This is a genomic window from Cedecea sp. P7760, assembly GCF_013386425.1.
In the GTDB taxonomy this organism is placed as follows: domain Bacteria; phylum Pseudomonadota; class Gammaproteobacteria; order Enterobacterales; family Enterobacteriaceae; genus Cedecea; species Cedecea selenatireducens.
In genome coordinates this window covers 1-17,079 of sequence record NZ_JACARU010000051.1, presented here as the reverse complement: position 1 = coordinate 17,079, position 17,079 = coordinate 1, and the positions used below count along the sequence as shown (strand labels likewise).

Sequence of the window (17,079 nt, the reverse complement as noted above, 5' to 3'; positions counted from 1 at the left end):
GTCTGGTTACCCCATCGCCACAAGTTCGTTCACCGCACGCCATGCCTGGTCAATCGCCGCATGAGCATAAGCACTCCAGTCGGAGTCAGAGTTAGCAATCGTGATGCGGCCTATCGGCTGGCGAGCGCGGTTGATAATCTCGGGCATCTTTTCCATATCATCGCTCAGGGAGTTAGCGTAATAGGCATAGCCGTGCGCCCAGCGGTTGACCGTAATCGCCGCGATATCGCGCTCGTGGTCAAAACCGGTATGGCCCAGCATCTCCTGCAGCTGGGAGCGAATCATCTGCTCATGGGCTTCAAAGGTGGAGCCCAGCAGGAAAGCGCGCCCCCGGCGGAACTGCTCGCGCGGAGACATGTTGCTGCCCGGATAGGTCGGGACGTAAACCATGTGGATACACATCGGATCATCCGGCGTCTGCGGGTGATGGTAATCGCCCATGCTTACCGGGTAGTCGAGCTTCACGCGGCTGTACGGCGCGGCCGGGGAATAGAACTCATGCACGCCTGTGTTCTTAAAAGCACGCCAGTTGTTCACCACCACGTTGGTGTAAACCAGCGGCGCTTTCACGTTGAGGCGCAGATCTTCTTTTTGCTGCTCCGGCGTCTCCGGCACGATATACGGGATCATCATGTTGTAGCCCGCCATGATGGCGTTGCGGCTCTTCACGCGGTGCAGCTTGCCGCTCTGGTTGTTGATGTAGCTCACCACCACGCCGTTATCGGCATTGGCGGCGTTAATCACGCTGCTGTTGAGGCGAATGCGGGTGCCGTTTTCCGGGCGATCCAGCAGCTCATAGTGCAGCCTGGCGGTGACGGAATCTTCCATCGTGCTGCCCGGCAGCGCTTCAGGGATCAGCTTGCGAACCATCAGCCGCGTCAGCCCGGCGTTGCCGTCCGGGAAGTGATAGGTGTAAGGCTCTTCAAGGTCGGCCAGCGCCTCGCCATCCAGCGGCGGCAGGCCCATCGCCTCCATCCCCGGAAGCGCACAGGCACGCGCATCGCCGCAGCTCACGCCTTCAATGCCAATGGCGAAGAAGTCGTTGGTGCGTTGCTGGAAGTACATCAGCGCCATTTTGCTTAAGCCGACTTTCTTCTCGAGGAATTCATGGTAACTGTGATTATCCAGCCATTCGGTTTTCTGCTCGACCGTCATCCCCTGCAGGTAATCGGCAGGGTTGACGTGCAGATCCAGCAGCGCCTTGCGGTCTGCTTCACTCAACGGGAAGTCGTTGATAAAGGCTTCGATGCTGCGGCCATTCAGCCTGTCCGGCGGAATATCGTCCGACACCGCGCGGCCAGGGTCGCCGCTGACGATTTTGGTTTCGCCGAAGTTCTTTTTATCGAAGAACACGCCGCGGCTCAGGTGCTGGTCCGGGTAGAAGGTTGTGTCAAAGCTGCTCTTCATACGCGTGATGCTAACGCCCAGGGAGTCCATCAGGCCTTGAACCACCGGGCTGAAGTTGCTGTTGGGCGACTGGAATGACTCGCTGCCGCCGTAGCCAAGCAGGGTTTTACCGCCAACGTTAAACTGGTTGCGCTTGGCGTGCCCGCCGAAGTCGTCATGGTTGTCGAGGACAAGAATTTTTGCCTCCTTGCCCATTTTTTCCTGCCAGAAGCAGGCTGCCGCCAGGCCGCTGATCCCGCCGCCGACAATCACCAGATCGTACTCTTCTTCCGCTGGCAATTTGCCGAAGTCGAATTTTTCGTGCTCGCGGCCAAGGGCATGCGCCATTTCGAACGAGCCGGGGTGGTTGCCGCGCAGCCCGGTCAGGCCCGGCGGATAGTAATCTGCATTGATAACGGCGCTGCCGGGCGTTTTGCCGGTGGCCCTCACAAGTTCCAGAGGCGTTAAACCAGAGACAATTGCAATTGCCATCCCGTTAAGAAAGTCACGTCGGGTAATAGACATAGATAACCTTTTTTATCAGTCTTTTAGACATATTATTCACCAAATGATAACAAACTCCCTGCCGCTTCGCTACGCGATAAGCCTGTTAACGCTGGTGTCATTTCTGGTAACGGGGGGCCTGAACGCCGCAGGCTGACCGGCCGCGGCGCGCAGTCAGCTATTGGCGCGGCTTCAACTCTTCGTCGAGTTTTTTCGAGTCGTAGTAGTCGCCCTGCCAGCTGATTTTACCGTGGCTGACTTTGATAAAGCTCACGCCTTCAAACTTGATCGGGTTGTTGGTCGCCGGGCTGCCGCTCCATTCGCCGCTGTTGGTGCCGCTGAACGTCCAGCGGAAAGCGATGGTGTCTTTGTTGTAAACCGGCTCGCTGGTCATCTGCCAGTGCAGGTCCGGCACCGCTTTAATAAACGCGCCAATCACCTCTTTTTCCGCTTTTTCTTTCCCTTCCACCGGCGTGCCGACCGCCGCGTCGTAATACACCATGTCGCTGGCGAGGTATTCCGCCGCCAGCCCGGCTTGATGGGCGTTCCACGCGGCCATGTAGTTTTTCACCACCGTGAGCGGAGAGCTTTCGGCCAGCGCCAGGGTTGAGAGCAGAACCAGCGACAGCGCAGCGGCATTGATTATTTTCATCTCAAAAATCCTTATTCAGTGATATCGCACATGATGTGTTTAAGGCGGGTGTATTCGTCGAGCGAATAGGAGGAAAGGTCTTTGCCGTAGCCGGACTTTTTAAAGCCGCCGTGGGGCATTTCCGCACACAGCGGGATGTGGTTGTTGATCCACACGGTGCCAAAATCGAGGCGGGTGCTGAAGCGCTGCGCCCGGCTGTGGCTGCTGGTCCAGACGCTCGCCGCCAGGCCATATTCCACATCGTTAGCTCTGCTGAGCGCCTCTTCTTCGCTGCTGAAAGACTGGATGGTCATCACCGGGCCAAAGACCTCGTGCTGGATGGCCTCGTCGCGCTGCTTCAGCCCGGAAATAATCGTCGGCTCAAAGTAGAAGCCAGGGCCTGCGCCCTTTTTGCCACCGGTTTCAATTTTTGCATGAGCCGGAAGCCGCTCAATAAAGCCCGTCACCTGCTCCAGCTGGTTGCGGCTGTTCAGCGCGCCGTACAGGGCCTGGCTGTCGTCCGGTTCGCCGAAGGTGATTGATTTGGTTTTCTGAATCAGCTTTTCGAGAAAGGCGTCATAGGCGGAGGCTTCCACGATAATACGCGTGGCCGCGGTGCAGTCCTGCCCCGCATTCGAGAAGCCTGCGGCGGTAATCACCTCCACCGCTTTGTTCATGTCCGCATCGGCAAACACCACCACCGGCGCTTTGCCGCCTAATTCGAGGTGCGCTTTGGTCAGGTTGGCGGCGGCGGAAGCGGCCACCTGCAGCCCGGCGCGAACGGAGCCGGTAATCGACACCAGCGAGGCTTCCGGGTTGGATACCACCAGCGAGCCCGTTCCCGCTTTGCCCAGCACCACGTTAAACGCGCCCTGCGGGAATAATGGCGCGGCAATTTCGGCGAGCATCAGGGTGCTGATGGGCGTGGTATCGCTCGGCTTAAGCACCACGGTATTGCCCGCCGCAAGCGCGGGGGCGATTTTCCACACCGCCATCATAAACGGGTAGTTCCACGGCGTGACCTGCCCGACGATGCCCAGCGGCTCACGGCGAATAGTGGAGGTAAACCCGGCCGCATATTCCCCGGAGGCTTTCCCTTCAAGGCAGCGAGCCGCGCCGGCGAAGAAACGGATGGCGTCGCAGGAGGCGGCGATTTCATCGCGCTCGATAAAGTGTTTCAGCTGGCCCGTTTCCTGGCTTTGCACCTCCACAATGCGCGCTGCGTTACGTTCAATTTCGTCGGCAAGCTTCAGTAACGCGCGCTGCCGCTCGGACGGCAGAGAATGCTTCCACACGGCGAACGCCGTCTTTGCCGCCGCGTAAGCCTGATTAACCTCTTCCGTGCCGCCGTCAGGCGATTGGGCATAAACCTCACCGTTGACCGGGCTTATCAAATCAAACAGCGTATTTTGCTGGCCCACCACGTACTGCCCATTGATGAAATGCTTCAGGGTTTGCATCGCCTTCTCCTCAGATTAAACATAAACAATATTATGTAATATCTTTTGACTGATAGCTTTTCAATCCACACTTCACAGCAACATGATCGCCCCCACAATTTAACAATGTTTTTACATGCGAACCGTTGAAGCGGCGGGAAAACCTCCGATTCTGGTAGCCTGCCGCTCCCTTTCTTAAAGGCCCGGGCTGTGCTATCAATAACCGTTGATTCAGGGAATTTTAATCAGAGAGCACTATGATTACTCACGCAGTAATATTCGCACCTATAGGACAGGCAAGTCGATCCGATCAAATTGTGCAGCGGCTTTCAAATGCAATTATTACTGGTTTGCTTGAGGCAAATGAACAGCTTCCAAATGAGGCCGATCTTGCCAAAATGATGGGCGTTTCCCACATTACGATACGCGAAGCCTTAAATACGCTGCGCGCCAACAATTTAATCCACACGGTTCGTGGGCGAAATGGCGGCAGCTTTGTTTGTGAAAATAGCGGTGAATTTCATACCCCGCTTCACCCTTTTAAGGCTATCAGCTCCGACTATATTTCTGACCTCGGCGAAATGCACTGCGCGATAATAAGCCACAGCGCAAAGCTTGCCTCCAGAAGAATGACCGGGGCGGATATCACCCGCCTGCGAGAATTTATTGAGGAGTTGAAGTCTGCCAGCACGCCGGAACTAAAAACGCAGGCCGATATGCGCTGCCTGCTGGCGCTCTCCGCCAGCTCTCAGTCAGCGAGGCTCGCCAACCAGGAGCTGCTGCTGCAGGCCGAATGGGCTTCGCTGGTGGCCATTCTTTATCGCGATGACGCCATTCACCGGGAGGTGATTGATGTTTATACCGAATTGATTGCGGCACTGGAAAGCCACCACGAGCAGGAGGCGGTGCGGTTAGCCACGCAGCTTATCGACACCTTTACCTTCTACCTCATTGAAAGCAAATTAAAATATAAATAAAACCAACACAACAACACGGGCATCACTATGAATGTACCTGCAACCCTCATCCCATTTACCCGTAAAATTGACGACATTATTAGCACCACCATCGAGGCGACCATTGTCCTTGCCGGGCAGATTGAGGCCGCGCTGGGGGAGTTCCAGGGCGACGACCATAAGCTGCTGCTGGATCCTGCGGTAAAAAGAGCCATTCAGGAACACATCAAAGAGACGCTCAACCTGACGCCCTACTGCTCAGGTTCAGGCTTTGCCAGCCATATAGAGGGTAGCCACGAAGAAAAAGAATACTGGCTGCTGGAGTGGTGGTACAAAAAAGCCGACGGCGTGAAAAAGGTCAACCTCGACCTGGATCAGGCCACCCAGCAGCGGCTGGATTTCAGGACCTTCGAATGGTTTAAAGATGCGCAGGAAAACGGCAAGGCCTATATTCACGGCCCCTACGTCGACTACGTCTGCAATACGTCTTATACCCTGACGTCAGCCATGCCTGTCTATTTTCATCAGCGTTTTATCGGCGTCGCCGCGATTGACGTGCTGGTCAGTGAAGTAGAAGAAGAATTACTTCCGCTGTTTAATAACCACAAAGTTGTCCTGACTAATTTAGATCAGCGGATTATTTTCTCCACTTATCCTAAATATCGCGTAGGTGAATTACTGAATGCCGCCGGGGCGGTTGAAGTTTATAAAACAGAATACTGCACGTTATATGAGTTGATTAAAAATGGGCCTTAAGGCCCTTAAACGCTGTGGATAAAATGCATCCCAACGAAAAGGGCCCGAGGGCCCTTTTTTATTAATATTCGCGAGAAAGATTTAGCCGTTTAGCGTATTCAATGGCGTCATTTTCTGGCGCATCAGAGTGGCCGAACGGCCTGGCTATCGACATATAGACCAGCCCCGAGCCGATGACCAGGGCCAGGCCAATCAGCACCGTCCAGCGGTCAAGAAAGGTTGCGCTGTCGGCAGGCTGGGCCAGCAGCCAGATGCCGCCAATGCCGTAGGCCAGCGCCAGCACGTTCACCAGCATGCCCCACGCCCCCAGCGTCCATTCTCCCGCAGGCTTCCAGCCTTTGAGCCGCTGGCGCAGTGCGGCAAGAATCACCATCTGGAACGAAACGTAGATGCCGATAACCGCAAACGCGGTGATTCTGGCCAGGTTATCCGGCTGGAAGTAAACCCAGACGCAAATCACCATCGGCAGCAGGCAGCTTATCAGCATCGCGTTGTCCGGCACGCTGTGCTTCGAGATCTTCGCCATCCACTCGCTGCCCGGCAGCATTTTGTCGCGGGAGAACGAGAAGATCAGGCGGCTCAGCGCGGCCTGAAGAGACAGAATGCAGGACAGCATCGCCACGATGGCAATCACGATAAACACGGTTGCGCCCTTCTCGCCCAGCGCGTCATTGAGAATCGCCGGGATCGGATCGGTAATTTTGCCGTTAACGATATTCATCAAATCCGGGGATGACAGCAGGTAGCCGAGGATAGAGATCACGGCGGAGATCGCGCCGAAGACAATGCTGAGGATCATCGCCACCGGGATCTTACGTCCTGGATTTTTGACCTCCTCCGCCACGTTGCCGCAGGCTTCGAAGCCGAAGAACATAAACAGCCCCATCAGCGACGCCGACATAAACGCCGTGCCGTAGCTGCCGTCTTTCGCCAGCGCGCCCATGGCGTCGAACACCACGGAGAACGGCTGGTTACGGTGGAAAATCAGCAGATAGATCCCGAGCGCGATCACGCTGATGATTTCGCACCAGAAGCCGAAGCGGGCGACCCTCGCCAGGTTTTTTGTCCCGGACATGTTCACGCCCATCATGATAGTCAGCAGCACTACGGAGGTCAGCAACATCGCCAGCGGCGTGTCGCCATAGTGGAACAGCGAGGCAACGAAGGTCGAGGTGTATTCGACGATGGAGGTAATGGTGACCACCAGCGCCCAGAGGTAAATCCACGCCGCAATCCAGGCATATTTTTTGCCCCATAGCCTTCTGGCCCAGGGATAAAGCCCGCCGGTTATCGGGTATTGCGAAGCCACCTCGCCAAACACCAGGGCCACCAGCAGCTGCCCGCAGGCGGCAATCAGGATCCACCAGATGGCCGGCGGCCCGGCGAGCGTTATCGCCAGCGCAAACAGGGAATAAACCGCAGTGAGCGGCGAGAGATAGGTAAAACCAAGCGCAAAGTTGGACACCAGGCCGATGGAGCGGTTGAACTGCTGGCCCTTCTCCGGCTGCGTGTCGGTACTTTTTGTAGCAGATGTCTGTTCCATATGTCTTTCTCTTTAGGGGGCATAGTTGCAGGCAATGGCTACATTTTATAAAACATATTAAGTTATATGTATATTGTGCTTTGTCACAATTTTGTTAGATATAATGTTATCTTATTGTTAATCACATAAAGGTGGTGATGATGTCACATCCTTGAAAAATGTCGCTTTATTTCGCTAGCCAGTAGCCATTCCGTGCAGCGCCTATACGCTCCAGCCGCCCGTCTTGCTGAAGCGTTTTGAGATTACGCTCTATGGTGCGGCTGGTTAAGCCGGTGGCCTCCGCCAGTCGGGCTATGGTTATCGACGGTTCTGCCACAATTAAATTCAGGATTTGCCCGGCCGTTGCGCTCAACCGTCTGGCAAAAAATGGGGCTGGCTCTTCCTCCAGCCGGCTATGGGCCACGCCTTCTTGCAGTGCAATCTTCAGCATATCCAGCATAAACTCCACTAAAGCCGTGCAGTCGCTCTGGCGGTCACACTCTCTGAGCACCCGATAATAGGCTTCCTGGCGGTCGTGAATTAGCGTCTCAACCGGTAGCCAGGCAAGCTCGGCTCGCCACTCACTCAGGATCAGCGTCTGCCAAAGCCGCCCCATTCGTCCGTTGCCGTCGCTGAAAGGATGGATAAACTCAAACTCATAATGGAAGACAGAACTGGCAACCAGCGGGTGGAGATCTGTGCCATGAAGCCAGTCACACAGCTGATTCATCAGCCGGCCCACCTGGCTTGCCGGCGGGGCCATATGTATCAGCCTCCCCTCCCTGTAAACGCCTACATCGCCGCTGCGAAGCTGGCCAGGTATATCGACCAGACCCAGCATCAGCACCCGATGCGCTGACAATAGATTGTCAACATTGCCACTTTGCCAGCCGGAAAGCGCCTCATAGGCGAGAATGGCGTTGCGGACTTCCTGAATATCTTTTGCCGGGGCCAGGACCCGCTTGCCCTCCATAATCGCCGTCACCTGTTGGGCAGATAAGCTGTTGTGCTCTATTGCCAGAGAAGCCTGAATAGTGCGGATACGGTTTTCTTTGCGTAACAGCGGAGAGGTTCGTTGGGCATTCGATGACCACTGCCCAAGCAGCTCCCCAATTTCAATCGTGCGGCTGAGAATAGAGGAAGTCAGAGAAAAGGGAGGATGGTAGGGCTTCATCGGTTTACTCCGGGGAAAGTTTCTCCGACATTTATACCGACATTTACACCGACATACCAGCAGAGAAAAAGGCGGGTTCGGGCCCGCCTTAGATTTTAGCCAATTTCACCGAGAGGCTGGCCGGCCTCAAGAGAAGCGCCTTTTTCGACGCCTCGTTTGAGTCTGCCGCTGCGGTGCGCCACCACCTGAACCTCCATTTTCATGGCTTCCATCACACCAATAACCTCTCCCTGCTCGACGGCCGCCCCTTCGTCTTTCAGCCAGCCGTGAAGCACGCCGGAAATCGGCGCTTCGATGGCGGCTTCATTGATGATTTCAGGTATCGCCTGCGGGGCACGGCCCATATTCGACAGCGCAAGGCCGCCAAACAGGCTTGCTGGCAGCCCCAGCTGCACTCGACGCCCGTCCAGCTCTATCCAGCTGCGGGTCAGAACTTCATCGGCAACTGGCACCTGGCGCGGAGCAAACGCAATGCGCCCGGCAAAATCCGTTTCAATCCAGCGGGTGTGCACGGCAAAATTTTCGGTGAAATCAGGATCGTCCATCACGGCGCGATGGAACGGCAGCACGGAAGCCACGCCGTCAATCTCGAATTCACGCAGGGCCCGGCGGGCGCGGGCAATGGCCTGATCGCGGGTGCTGCCGGTGACGATCAGTTTCGCCATCAAAGAGTCGTAGCTGCCCGGCACTGAAGACCCGGCCTCCACGCCACTGTCGAGGCGAATACCCGCGCCGGACGGTGCACGGAATATGCTAATCTTGCCCGGCGTAGGCAAATAGCCTTTACCGGCATCTTCGGCATTAATGCGGAACTCAAACGAGTGACCGCGTGGAACCGGCGTGGCCTGAATGCTCAGCGGCAAACCTTCGGCTATACGGAGTTGCTCCACGACGATATCAATCCCGGTCGTCTCTTCGGTAACCGGATGCTCTACCTGCAGGCGGGTATTGACCTCAAGGAATGACAATTTTCCGTCGCGGCTGAGTAAGAACTCAACGGTGCCCGCGCCAACGTAGCCCGCGTGGGCACAGATATCGCGCGCGGCGTTATGGATTTCCTGTCTCTGCGATTCGCTGATAAACGGCGCGGGTGCTTCTTCTACCAGCTTCTGGTTGCGGCGCTGCAGCGAACAGTCGCGGGTGCCGAGCACCACCACGTTGCCGTGTTTGTCGGCAATCACCTGCGCTTCAATGTGCCGTGGGCAGTCGAGATACTGCTCGACGTAACATTCGCCGCGGCCAAAGGCGCTTAATGCCTCGCGCGTCGCCGACTGGTAAAGCTCTTCGACCTCGTCAAGCTGCCAGGCCACCTTCAGCCCTCGTCCGCCGCCGCCAAATGCGGCTTTAATCGCCACCGGCAGGCCATACGTCGAGGCAAAATCGACAACTTCGGCACCGCTGCTAACCGGATCGGCCGTGCCTTTTACCAGTGGGGCACCCACCTGCAGGGCAATTTTGCGGGCCTGAACTTTGTCCCCCAGCTTTTCAATTGTCTCCGGCTCTGGGCCAATCCAGATAAGCCCGGCTGCCTGTACCGCCCGGGCAAACTCGGCCCTTTCAGAGAGGAAGCCGTAGCCGGGGTGAACCATGCTAGCTCCGCTGCGGCGAGCAATATCCACCAACAGCGGAATATTTAAATAGGTTTCGCTGGACTGAATACCGGGCAATGCCCAGGCTTCATCGGCCATGCGAACGTGAAGCGCATCGGCGTCTGCATCAGAGTAAACCGCCACGGCCTCTACGCCGTAATCACGGCAGGCACGAATAATGCGGACGGCAATTTCGCCCCGGTTGGCGATCAGAACTTTATGCGTCGCGGTGGTCACTGGTTTTACTCCCTGCTATTTCCAAAAAAGGTCGGATAACGTTGAAGCGAATCGAGGCACCCGGCGGGATTTGCCCGGCCAGGTCGAGGTGATATTCAGCCACGGCGGCAATCACCGGATACCCGCCGGTGAGCGGATGGTCGTGCAGAAACAGAACGGGCTGCCCGCTGGCGGGAACCTGGATGGAGCCGCTGCAGGTGCCTTCGCTCGGCAGCTCCTGAGGCTGGCTGCGTGCCAGGGGCTGTTCCCCGGCCAGGCGTAAGCCAATGCGGTTAGATTGCGGCGTCACCCGCCAGCGCTGCGCCGTCAGCAGTTCAACCGCCTGAGCGGTAAACCAGTCGGTGCGCGGCCCGAGCACGATATCCAGCGTAACGGTGTCTTCTGGCGTGGGTAACGGCGACGCCGGGAGTTCATTGAGCTGTACCGGGCCAGGATTTGAATGCGCCCCGGTCGCTAAAATATCGCCCACGCTCAGGGGTTCAGGGCCAACCTGCGCCAGGCTGTCGCGCGCTGCGCTGCCCAGGCTCTGCGGCACGATAAACCCGCCGCGAACGGCGAGGTAGCTGCGTAAACCTCGGGCTGGAGCCCCAAAGTGAATCTCGTCTCCGGTCGCCAGGTTTAGCGGCCGATTGCCGCCCACAGCATAACGCTCGCCCTGCGCCGTACGCAGCGTCAGCGGGCACTGCGCCCCGGTCACGCTGATGACCACATCGCCCGTCACCCTGGCGCGGAAGCCGCCCTGCGTAATTTCAAGGCACGGCGAGTTGGCTGGATTGCCCACAATACGGTTGGCCGCATGCAGCGCGGATTTATCCATCGCCCCTGATTCAGAAAGCCCCATACCAGCCCTTCCCGCCCGGCCATTGTCCTGCCACAGCGTTTGCAGCCCGGTCGCCAGCACCGTCAACGTTGCGCCAGCGCCTTCAGGAAGGCTTTGCGGGAGAACGCGCGCGGGCAGCGAGACGGTTTTGGTGCTTTTCGCCGCGTCGATAAACTTAACCTGCGCGCCGGGCATCAGCAGCGCGGGCTGTTCGCGAGAGAGATCCCACATTTTCAGCTCGGTCTGGCCAATAAGCTGCCAGCCGCCGGGGCTGGCCTGCGGATAGATACCGCTAAACTCACCGGCCAGCGCAACGGAACCCGCAGGAATACGGGTGCGTGGCGTACTGCGGCGCGGCGTTTGCCAGCCCCCGGCGTCAGAAACCATGTAGGCGAAACCGGGCGCAAAACCGGTAAACGCGACGTTCCACACGGATTCCTGATGGCGACGAATCAAAGCCTGTATCTCAATGCCCAGCAGTTCAGCCAAAGCGGGTAAATCTTCGCCATTGTAATGAACCGGGATAGTGACCTGCTGGCTGTTGTGCTGCGCACGCTGGGTCAAAGAATGACGCGCTATTTTTTCGGCCAGCGACGCCAGGCTGGTTTCTCGCGGGCAAAAGCGAACCAGCAAGGTGCGGGCGGCAGGAATAATCTCTTCGATGCCTTTTTCAGGCGCGGCGCTCAGGGAATCAAAAAGCGCCAGCGTTTCGTCGAGCGAACTGAGTTCCACCAAAAAACTGCTGAGATTAACGGCTAAGAATCTCACGTTATTTCCCCTAACATCGACATAAACACTCCTCAGTCGTGCGGGGCAAACGCGCGAATGGCGATGCCCTGGGATTCAAGCAGCTTGCGGATCTCCGCCGCCATCGCAATAGCGCCGGGGCTGTCACCGTGGACGCAAATTGAATCAGCCTGTATCGGGGTAAATTTCCCTTCGATAGAGTCCACGCCGCCTTGGGTGATTAACTGCAGCATACGCTGAGCGACCTGCCCGGCGTCGTGCAGCACCGACCCCGCCTCAAGACGTGAAACCAGCGAGCCATCCGCATGGTAGGCGCGGTCAGCAAAAGCTTCGGCAATAGTTTTCAGCCCTTTTTGCTGCGCCAGCGCCAGCACCGGGGAGCCAGCCAGCCCCACGAGCGGCAGCTGCGGGTCAACGGCCAGAATCGCGTCGATCACCGCCAGCGCCTGACGTTCATGGTGGGCGATGGTGTTATACAGCGCGCCGTGCGGCTTCACGTATCGCACTTCCGTACCGGCCGCGCGGGCCAGCCCCTGCAGCGCGCCAATCTGGTAAATGACGTCCGCGGTGAGTTCGTCGCTTGCCACGTCCATATTGCGGCGGCCAAAGCCCACGAGGTCCGGGTACGCCACGTGCGCGCCAACCACCACACTTTGGGCCTTCGCGGCTTTCAGCGTTTCTAAAATTCCGGCGGGAGACCCGGCGTGAAAGCCGCAGGCCACGTTGGCGCTGCTGACCAGCGTGAGAATGGCCGCATCGTCACCCATGCTCCACTGCCCAAAGCTCTCACCTAAATCACTGTTTAAATCGATTGTTTTCAACATTTTTTGTTCCTTAGACAATCTTCAGGAAGTCAAATATCGCGCCGACGGAGAGCGCCCCCATATACCAAGTGAGCGCGCAGGTAATCAGCCCCGTCCACAGCAGCCAGCGCGGATAGCGATAACCCGCCATCAAATCGGCCCGTTTCCAGCCCACGTAGATAAAGAGCGTCATGCCGATCGGTAAAATCAGGCCGTTAAAGCCGCCGGCAAACACCAGCAGCGCCGCCGGAGCCGTGCCTAACATCAGGTAAATCACCAGCGAGACGGCGATAAAAATTACCGTCGCGATGCTGCGCTGGCGCTCGCCCATTTGTTTATTAAACACCGTCATAAAGGTCACTGAGGTGTAGGCCGCGCCAATCACGCTGGTAATCGCCGCAGCCCAGAAAATAAAGCCGAAGAGCTGCACGCCGAAGGAGCCCACCGCATGCTGGAATGCCTGCAGCGCCGGGTTTGCCACCTGGCTGGAAATATCCAGCGTGACGCCGCTGGCAACCACGCCCAGCACGGCGAGGAACAGGATATAACGCATTAACCCAACGACAAGTATGCCTTTTGTCGCGCCGGAGGAGACGGCCTGAATATTTTCCACGCCGCCCATGCCTTTATCCAACAGCCGGTGCGCGCCGGCGTAGGAGATATAGCCGCCGACGGTACCGCCGACGATGGTGGTAATGGTGGCAAAGTTGATGTGATCCGGCAGGACGCTCTGGTACAGGGCTTCGCCCACCGGCGGGCCGGAAACGAACGCCACATACAGCGTGAGCGCAATCATCACCAGGCCAAGCACGATCATCAGGCGGTCAATGGCGGTGCTGGCGCGGCGGGAGGAGAAAATATAAATAGCCAGCAGCGCGCTGAGTAACCCGCCCCACTTTGGCGCCAGGCCAAACATGGCGTTCAGCCCCAGGCCGGCGCCGGCAATATTGCCGATGTTGAACACCAGCCCGCCAAAAATCACCAGCACGGAGAGCAGGTAACCGCTGCCCGGCAGCGTTTCGTTGGCAAGATCGGAGGCGCGCATTTTCGTGACCGTGACCACGCGCCAGATGTTCTGCTGCACCACAAAGTCGATGACGATAGAAGCCATAATACCGAAGGCAAAGGCCGAGCCCATCGTCGCGGTAAAGGTGGCCGTCTGGGTGATAAAGCCAGGCCCAATGGCCGAGGTTGCCATCAGGAATATCGCCGCGATCAGCGATGAGCGTCGCTTCTGAACAAAGGATTGGTCTTCGGTTTCATGCGCTGCCATCTTACTCACTCCATTATTAGAATTATGACCTTGTCTGTTAAGCAATAAGCAGGCCATCGTTGGAGCAAATAGCCAGATTGTTAATCAAATATAAATTTATTGTTGAACAATAAGCTAATTAGTGTTGATTAAACAGACAAACAGAATCGAAAAGTGGATGATAAAAAACCAACGGCGATCACTTTTTGGCATCTTCTAACAACTTCACGCACCATATCAGTGCATAAAAACACGATGAATCACCAAAAAAGTGCATAACCTGCCGCTTATTTTGAAATAATCCTGCGCCGTCAACGTCTTGCTGCCCCCTGGCGAATATGTAAAGATTGCCGCTTACCGAATCACGCGCGGAAAATCATGAAAAAAGAGCTGCCTGCCCAGATGCTGAGCGAGAAAATCGCCGAAACCGTTCGCCATAAAATCATCATTGGGGAGCTTGTGCCTGGCACGCGTCTGTCTGAGGCCGCGCTCAGCGAGCAGCTGGATATTTCACGCAATACGCTGCGCGAGGTGTTTCGGATGCTGACCCAGGAAGGATTACTGCGCTATGAGCCCAATCGGGGCGTGTACGTGGCGGTGCCGGATATGGCAGATATCCTCGACATCTACCGTATTCGCCGCTTAATTGAGTGCGACGCGTTAGCCCACGCCTATCCACTGCATCCCGCCGTGGCAAAAATGGAGGCAGCCGTGGAAGAAGCGCGGCAACACCGCCAGACCAGCGACTGGCGTAGCGTGGGAACGGCCAACATGAAGTTTCATACCGCGATTGTCGAACTTGCCGACAGCGAACGCCTGATTCGCCTCTACCGTAATATCTCCGCAGAGTTAAGGCTGGCGTTCGGCCATCTGAACGATCCGGAGATGCTCTACGCGCCTTATATCGAGAAAAATGCGCATATCCTCGCCCTGCTCAACGACGGCAATAACGCCCAGGCCGCCGCAACGCTCGCTGAATACCTGGAGCTTTCCGAGCGCACGGTGCTCGCGGCGTGGTCGCGGCATCAGCAATCCCACTGATACCGCTATTTTCTTAGCGGCTCATTTTTCATAAACAGCGACAGGATAAAGCCGAGTACCACGACGCCCGCCGAAATCATAAACACGGAATGAATCGCCGAACCAAAGGCCTGCAGATAATCGTTACGGATCGCCGCAGGCAGCTGGTGTACCGCCTGTGCGCCAAGCTGGCGCGGCAGCTGAGTACCTTCGGGGATCAGCGTCTCAAGATTGCTGCGCAGCACGGAGGTGAACACCGCACCGAACGCAGCCACGCCGATTGAGCCGCCGATGGAGCGAAACAGCGTCGCGCTTGAGGTCGCGACGCCGATGAGCTTGATTTCCACGCTGTTCTGCACGGCCAGCACCAACACCTGCATCACCATCCCTAGCCCAAGCCCCAACAGCCCTACGTAGAGATAGAGCGTAGTCAGCGGCGTATCCAGCTTTAGCGTCCCGAGCAGCGCCATGGCGATAAAACTCAGCAGCGTGCCAATAATAGGAAAGATGCGGTAACGGCCTATTTTACTGATGATGCGCCCGCTGATGATTGAGGTCAGGATAAGCCCGCCCATCAGCGGCAGCATTTGCATCCCCGCCTGGGACGGCGTGGAGAATTTCACCACCTGCAGGTAGAGCGGCAAAAAGGTCATCGAGCCAAACAGTGACATGCCGATGATAAACCCGACCAGGCAGCTCAGTAAAAAGGTGCGGTTACGAAACAGATGCAGCGGAATCATCGGCTCAATGGCCAGCCGCTCTTCATAGATAAAGCCGATGAGGGTCACGACAAAGAACGCAAAGATGCACCACAGCTGCGGGTCAGACCACGCCATAACCGTGCCGCCTTCGCTGGTGAATAAAATCAGGCAGGTGAGTGAAATTGTCAGGTAGCCCGCGCCAAGAAAATCAATCTGGTGGCGAATGCGTGCCGTCTGGGATTTCAGCACCGCGCCAATGACCAGCAGGGCAAAAATGCCCAGCGGCAGGTTGATATAGAAAATCCAGCGCCAGGAGAAATGCTCCACCAGAAAACCGCCTATCAGCGGGCCAATGACCGTCGCCAGGCCAAATACGCCGCCAAACAGCCCCTGATATTTGCCACGCTCGGCGGGCGGGATCACGTCCCCCACCGCCGCCATGGTGACCACCAGCAGCCCGCCGCCGCCCAGCCCCTGCAGCGCACGCATTAAAATAAGCTGCGTCATGTTTTGCGCGAGGCCACACAGCGCGGAGCCGAGAAGAAAGACCACGATCGCCGTTTGCAGCACGATTTTGCGCCCGAGAAGATCGCCGAATTTACCGTATAGCGGCACCACTATCGTTGAGGCCAGCAGATATGCCGTTACCACCCAGGAGAGCCTGTCCAGCCCGCCCAGTTCCCCCACAATGGTCGGCAAAGCCGTAGACACGATGGTTTGATCCAACGCGGCAAGCAGCATTACCAGCATAAGAGCGGCGAACAGCAGGCGAACGGAGGTTGTTTGCGGCGTGCCAGATGAAGCAGTTTCGGTCGTTGTCATGGTCGTTTTCATTAAAGGGGAATAAGTTCGCCCGGGCGGTTTACTCAGAGTGTAAAGATACCTGCTTAACCGCCGCCTGAACTGCATCAAAACTCTGAAAAATGCTTTTAGTTTTGATGCATTCTTTCTCTTTTACTTCGCCCTTTGGGCAATAAAAACGGCGTCGTTTTTTCGACAGGCTCACTGTCTTCTGAAATGTTAGCCGTGTACCCTTTTTAACGATAAAAAATCGTAAATTTTATTCTGTGTAGAAACACTTATTTTTAGACAAAAAATATCGTCAAAAACAAGATATATCCCCATGTTTTTAATGAAATAACCCAGCTATCAACCACACCCAATAAAAGTTCAAAAAATAGACAACTGTCACAATTTTGAGACACTTGTTTTCATTTTAGATTTGAGAGTACATTAGCGCCGTCCGGGTAAGGTTTTACCTCCGAATACCAGATGGAGCTGCACCCTAAAAGCCGTTTGCAGCTTCAGCTTATTATGTACCTGTTGAGATGCGCGTCAGCGCGGAGCGATGTGAAGTGAAATATTTTCTGATGGGTATTTCTGTGATTGTTGTGTTGTGGGCCGGCACCTTCTTCCTGATGGTTGAGTAAGCGGTCACAAGCAGCAGCGCAAGAGAACAGGAGCCAAAGGGCTCCTCAGATTGATGACAAACAGCCGAAAAACGTGGTTTTCGACTGTTTGGGGCAAACCAGAAAACATTAT

The 17,079-nt window shown here is 56.4% G+C and carries 14 protein-coding genes; 4 read left to right on the top strand and 10 right to left on the bottom strand.

Going from position 1 to position 17,079, the window contains the following annotated elements; genetic code table 11:
- Window positions 1–6: 6 nt before the first annotated feature.
- The 3 genes from HX778_RS17345 to HX778_RS17335 form a co-directional block, all read right to left on the bottom strand.
- A complete protein-coding gene (locus tag HX778_RS17345) occupies window positions 7–1,911 on the bottom strand; it encodes an FAD/NAD(P)-binding protein (protein WP_176982634.1) in 1,905 nt (634 codons plus the stop codon).
- A gap of 157 nt (window positions 1,912–2,068) precedes the next feature.
- The gene (locus HX778_RS17340) at window positions 2,069–2,542 is read right to left on the bottom strand and encodes an ester cyclase (RefSeq protein WP_176982633.1); all 474 of its coding nucleotides are present in this window, start codon (window positions 2,540–2,542) and stop codon (window positions 2,069–2,071) included.
- Window positions 2,543–2,553: 11 nt separating this feature from the next.
- Window positions 2,554–3,981 carry a gamma-aminobutyraldehyde dehydrogenase gene (locus HX778_RS17335; RefSeq protein ID WP_176982632.1) on the bottom strand — a complete coding sequence of 476 codons (1,428 nt, stop codon included), beginning with the start codon at window positions 3,979–3,981 and terminating at the stop codon, window positions 2,554–2,556.
- A gap of 236 nt (window positions 3,982–4,217) precedes the next feature.
- Here HX778_RS17335 and HX778_RS17330 point away from each other — a divergent pair, with 236 nt between their 5' ends.
- Together HX778_RS17330 and HX778_RS17325 are read left to right on the top strand one after the other, a co-directional pair.
- On the top strand, window positions 4,218–4,937 hold the full coding sequence (locus tag HX778_RS17330; protein ID WP_176982631.1) for a FadR/GntR family transcriptional regulator: 720 nt from the start codon (window positions 4,218–4,220) through the stop codon (window positions 4,935–4,937).
- Between the two features lie 27 nt (window positions 4,938–4,964).
- Window positions 4,965–5,672, top strand: coding sequence for a cache domain-containing protein (locus tag HX778_RS17325; protein WP_176982630.1), 708 nt, complete (start codon window positions 4,965–4,967; stop codon window positions 5,670–5,672).
- A gap of 61 nt (window positions 5,673–5,733) precedes the next feature.
- Here HX778_RS17325 and HX778_RS17320 read toward each other — a convergent pair whose 3' ends face one another.
- The 6 genes from HX778_RS17320 to HX778_RS17295 all read right to left on the bottom strand — a co-directional run bounded on the left by HX778_RS17320 (window position 5,734) and on the right by HX778_RS17295 (window position 13,837).
- The gene (locus HX778_RS17320; RefSeq protein WP_176982629.1) at window positions 5,734–7,215 is read right to left on the bottom strand and encodes an APC family permease; all 1,482 of its coding nucleotides are present in this window, start codon (window positions 7,213–7,215) and stop codon (window positions 5,734–5,736) included.
- 166 nt (window positions 7,216–7,381) lie between these two features.
- Complete coding sequence (locus HX778_RS17315; RefSeq protein WP_176982628.1) at window positions 7,382–8,368, bottom strand: Fic family protein; 987 nt, start codon at window positions 8,366–8,368, stop codon at window positions 7,382–7,384.
- Between the two features lie 95 nt (window positions 8,369–8,463).
- Window positions 8,464–10,194 (bottom strand): biotin carboxylase N-terminal domain-containing protein, encoded by a 1,731-nt coding sequence (locus tag HX778_RS17310; protein ID WP_176982627.1) that lies wholly within the window; start codon window positions 10,192–10,194, stop codon window positions 8,464–8,466.
- On the bottom strand, window positions 10,175–11,782 hold the full coding sequence (locus HX778_RS17305; protein WP_176982626.1) for an urea amidolyase family protein: 1,608 nt from the start codon (window positions 11,780–11,782) through the stop codon (window positions 10,175–10,177). The genes HX778_RS17310 and HX778_RS17305 overlap by 20 nt, the downstream gene beginning before the upstream one ends.
- A 32-nt stretch (window positions 11,783–11,814) precedes the next feature.
- Window positions 11,815–12,585 carry a LamB/YcsF family protein gene (locus tag HX778_RS17300; RefSeq protein WP_176982625.1) on the bottom strand — a complete coding sequence of 257 codons (771 nt, stop codon included), beginning with the start codon at window positions 12,583–12,585 and terminating at the stop codon, window positions 11,815–11,817.
- Between the two features lie 10 nt (window positions 12,586–12,595).
- Entirely contained in the window at window positions 12,596–13,837 is a 1,242-nt protein-coding gene (locus tag HX778_RS17295) for an NRAMP family divalent metal transporter (RefSeq protein ID WP_038480509.1), read from the bottom strand.
- Between the two features lie 357 nt (window positions 13,838–14,194).
- Between HX778_RS17295 and HX778_RS17290 the strand changes: the two genes are divergently transcribed.
- Window positions 14,195–14,857, top strand: coding sequence for a GntR family transcriptional regulator (locus tag HX778_RS17290; protein WP_038480506.1), 663 nt, complete (start codon window positions 14,195–14,197; stop codon window positions 14,855–14,857).
- Window positions 14,858–14,862: 5 nt separating this feature from the next.
- On the opposite strand, the gene HX778_RS17285 is transcribed toward HX778_RS17290, so the two are convergent.
- Complete coding sequence (locus tag HX778_RS17285) at window positions 14,863–16,359, bottom strand: MDR family MFS transporter (RefSeq protein WP_176982624.1); 1,497 nt, start codon at window positions 16,357–16,359, stop codon at window positions 14,863–14,865.
- A gap of 506 nt (window positions 16,360–16,865) precedes the next feature.
- Here HX778_RS17285 and ypdK point away from each other — a divergent pair.
- Entirely contained in the window at window positions 16,866–16,967 is a 102-nt protein-coding gene (ypdK, locus tag HX778_RS25325) for a membrane protein YpdK (protein ID WP_034809579.1), read from the top strand.
- Window positions 16,968–17,079: the final 112 nt, after the last annotated feature.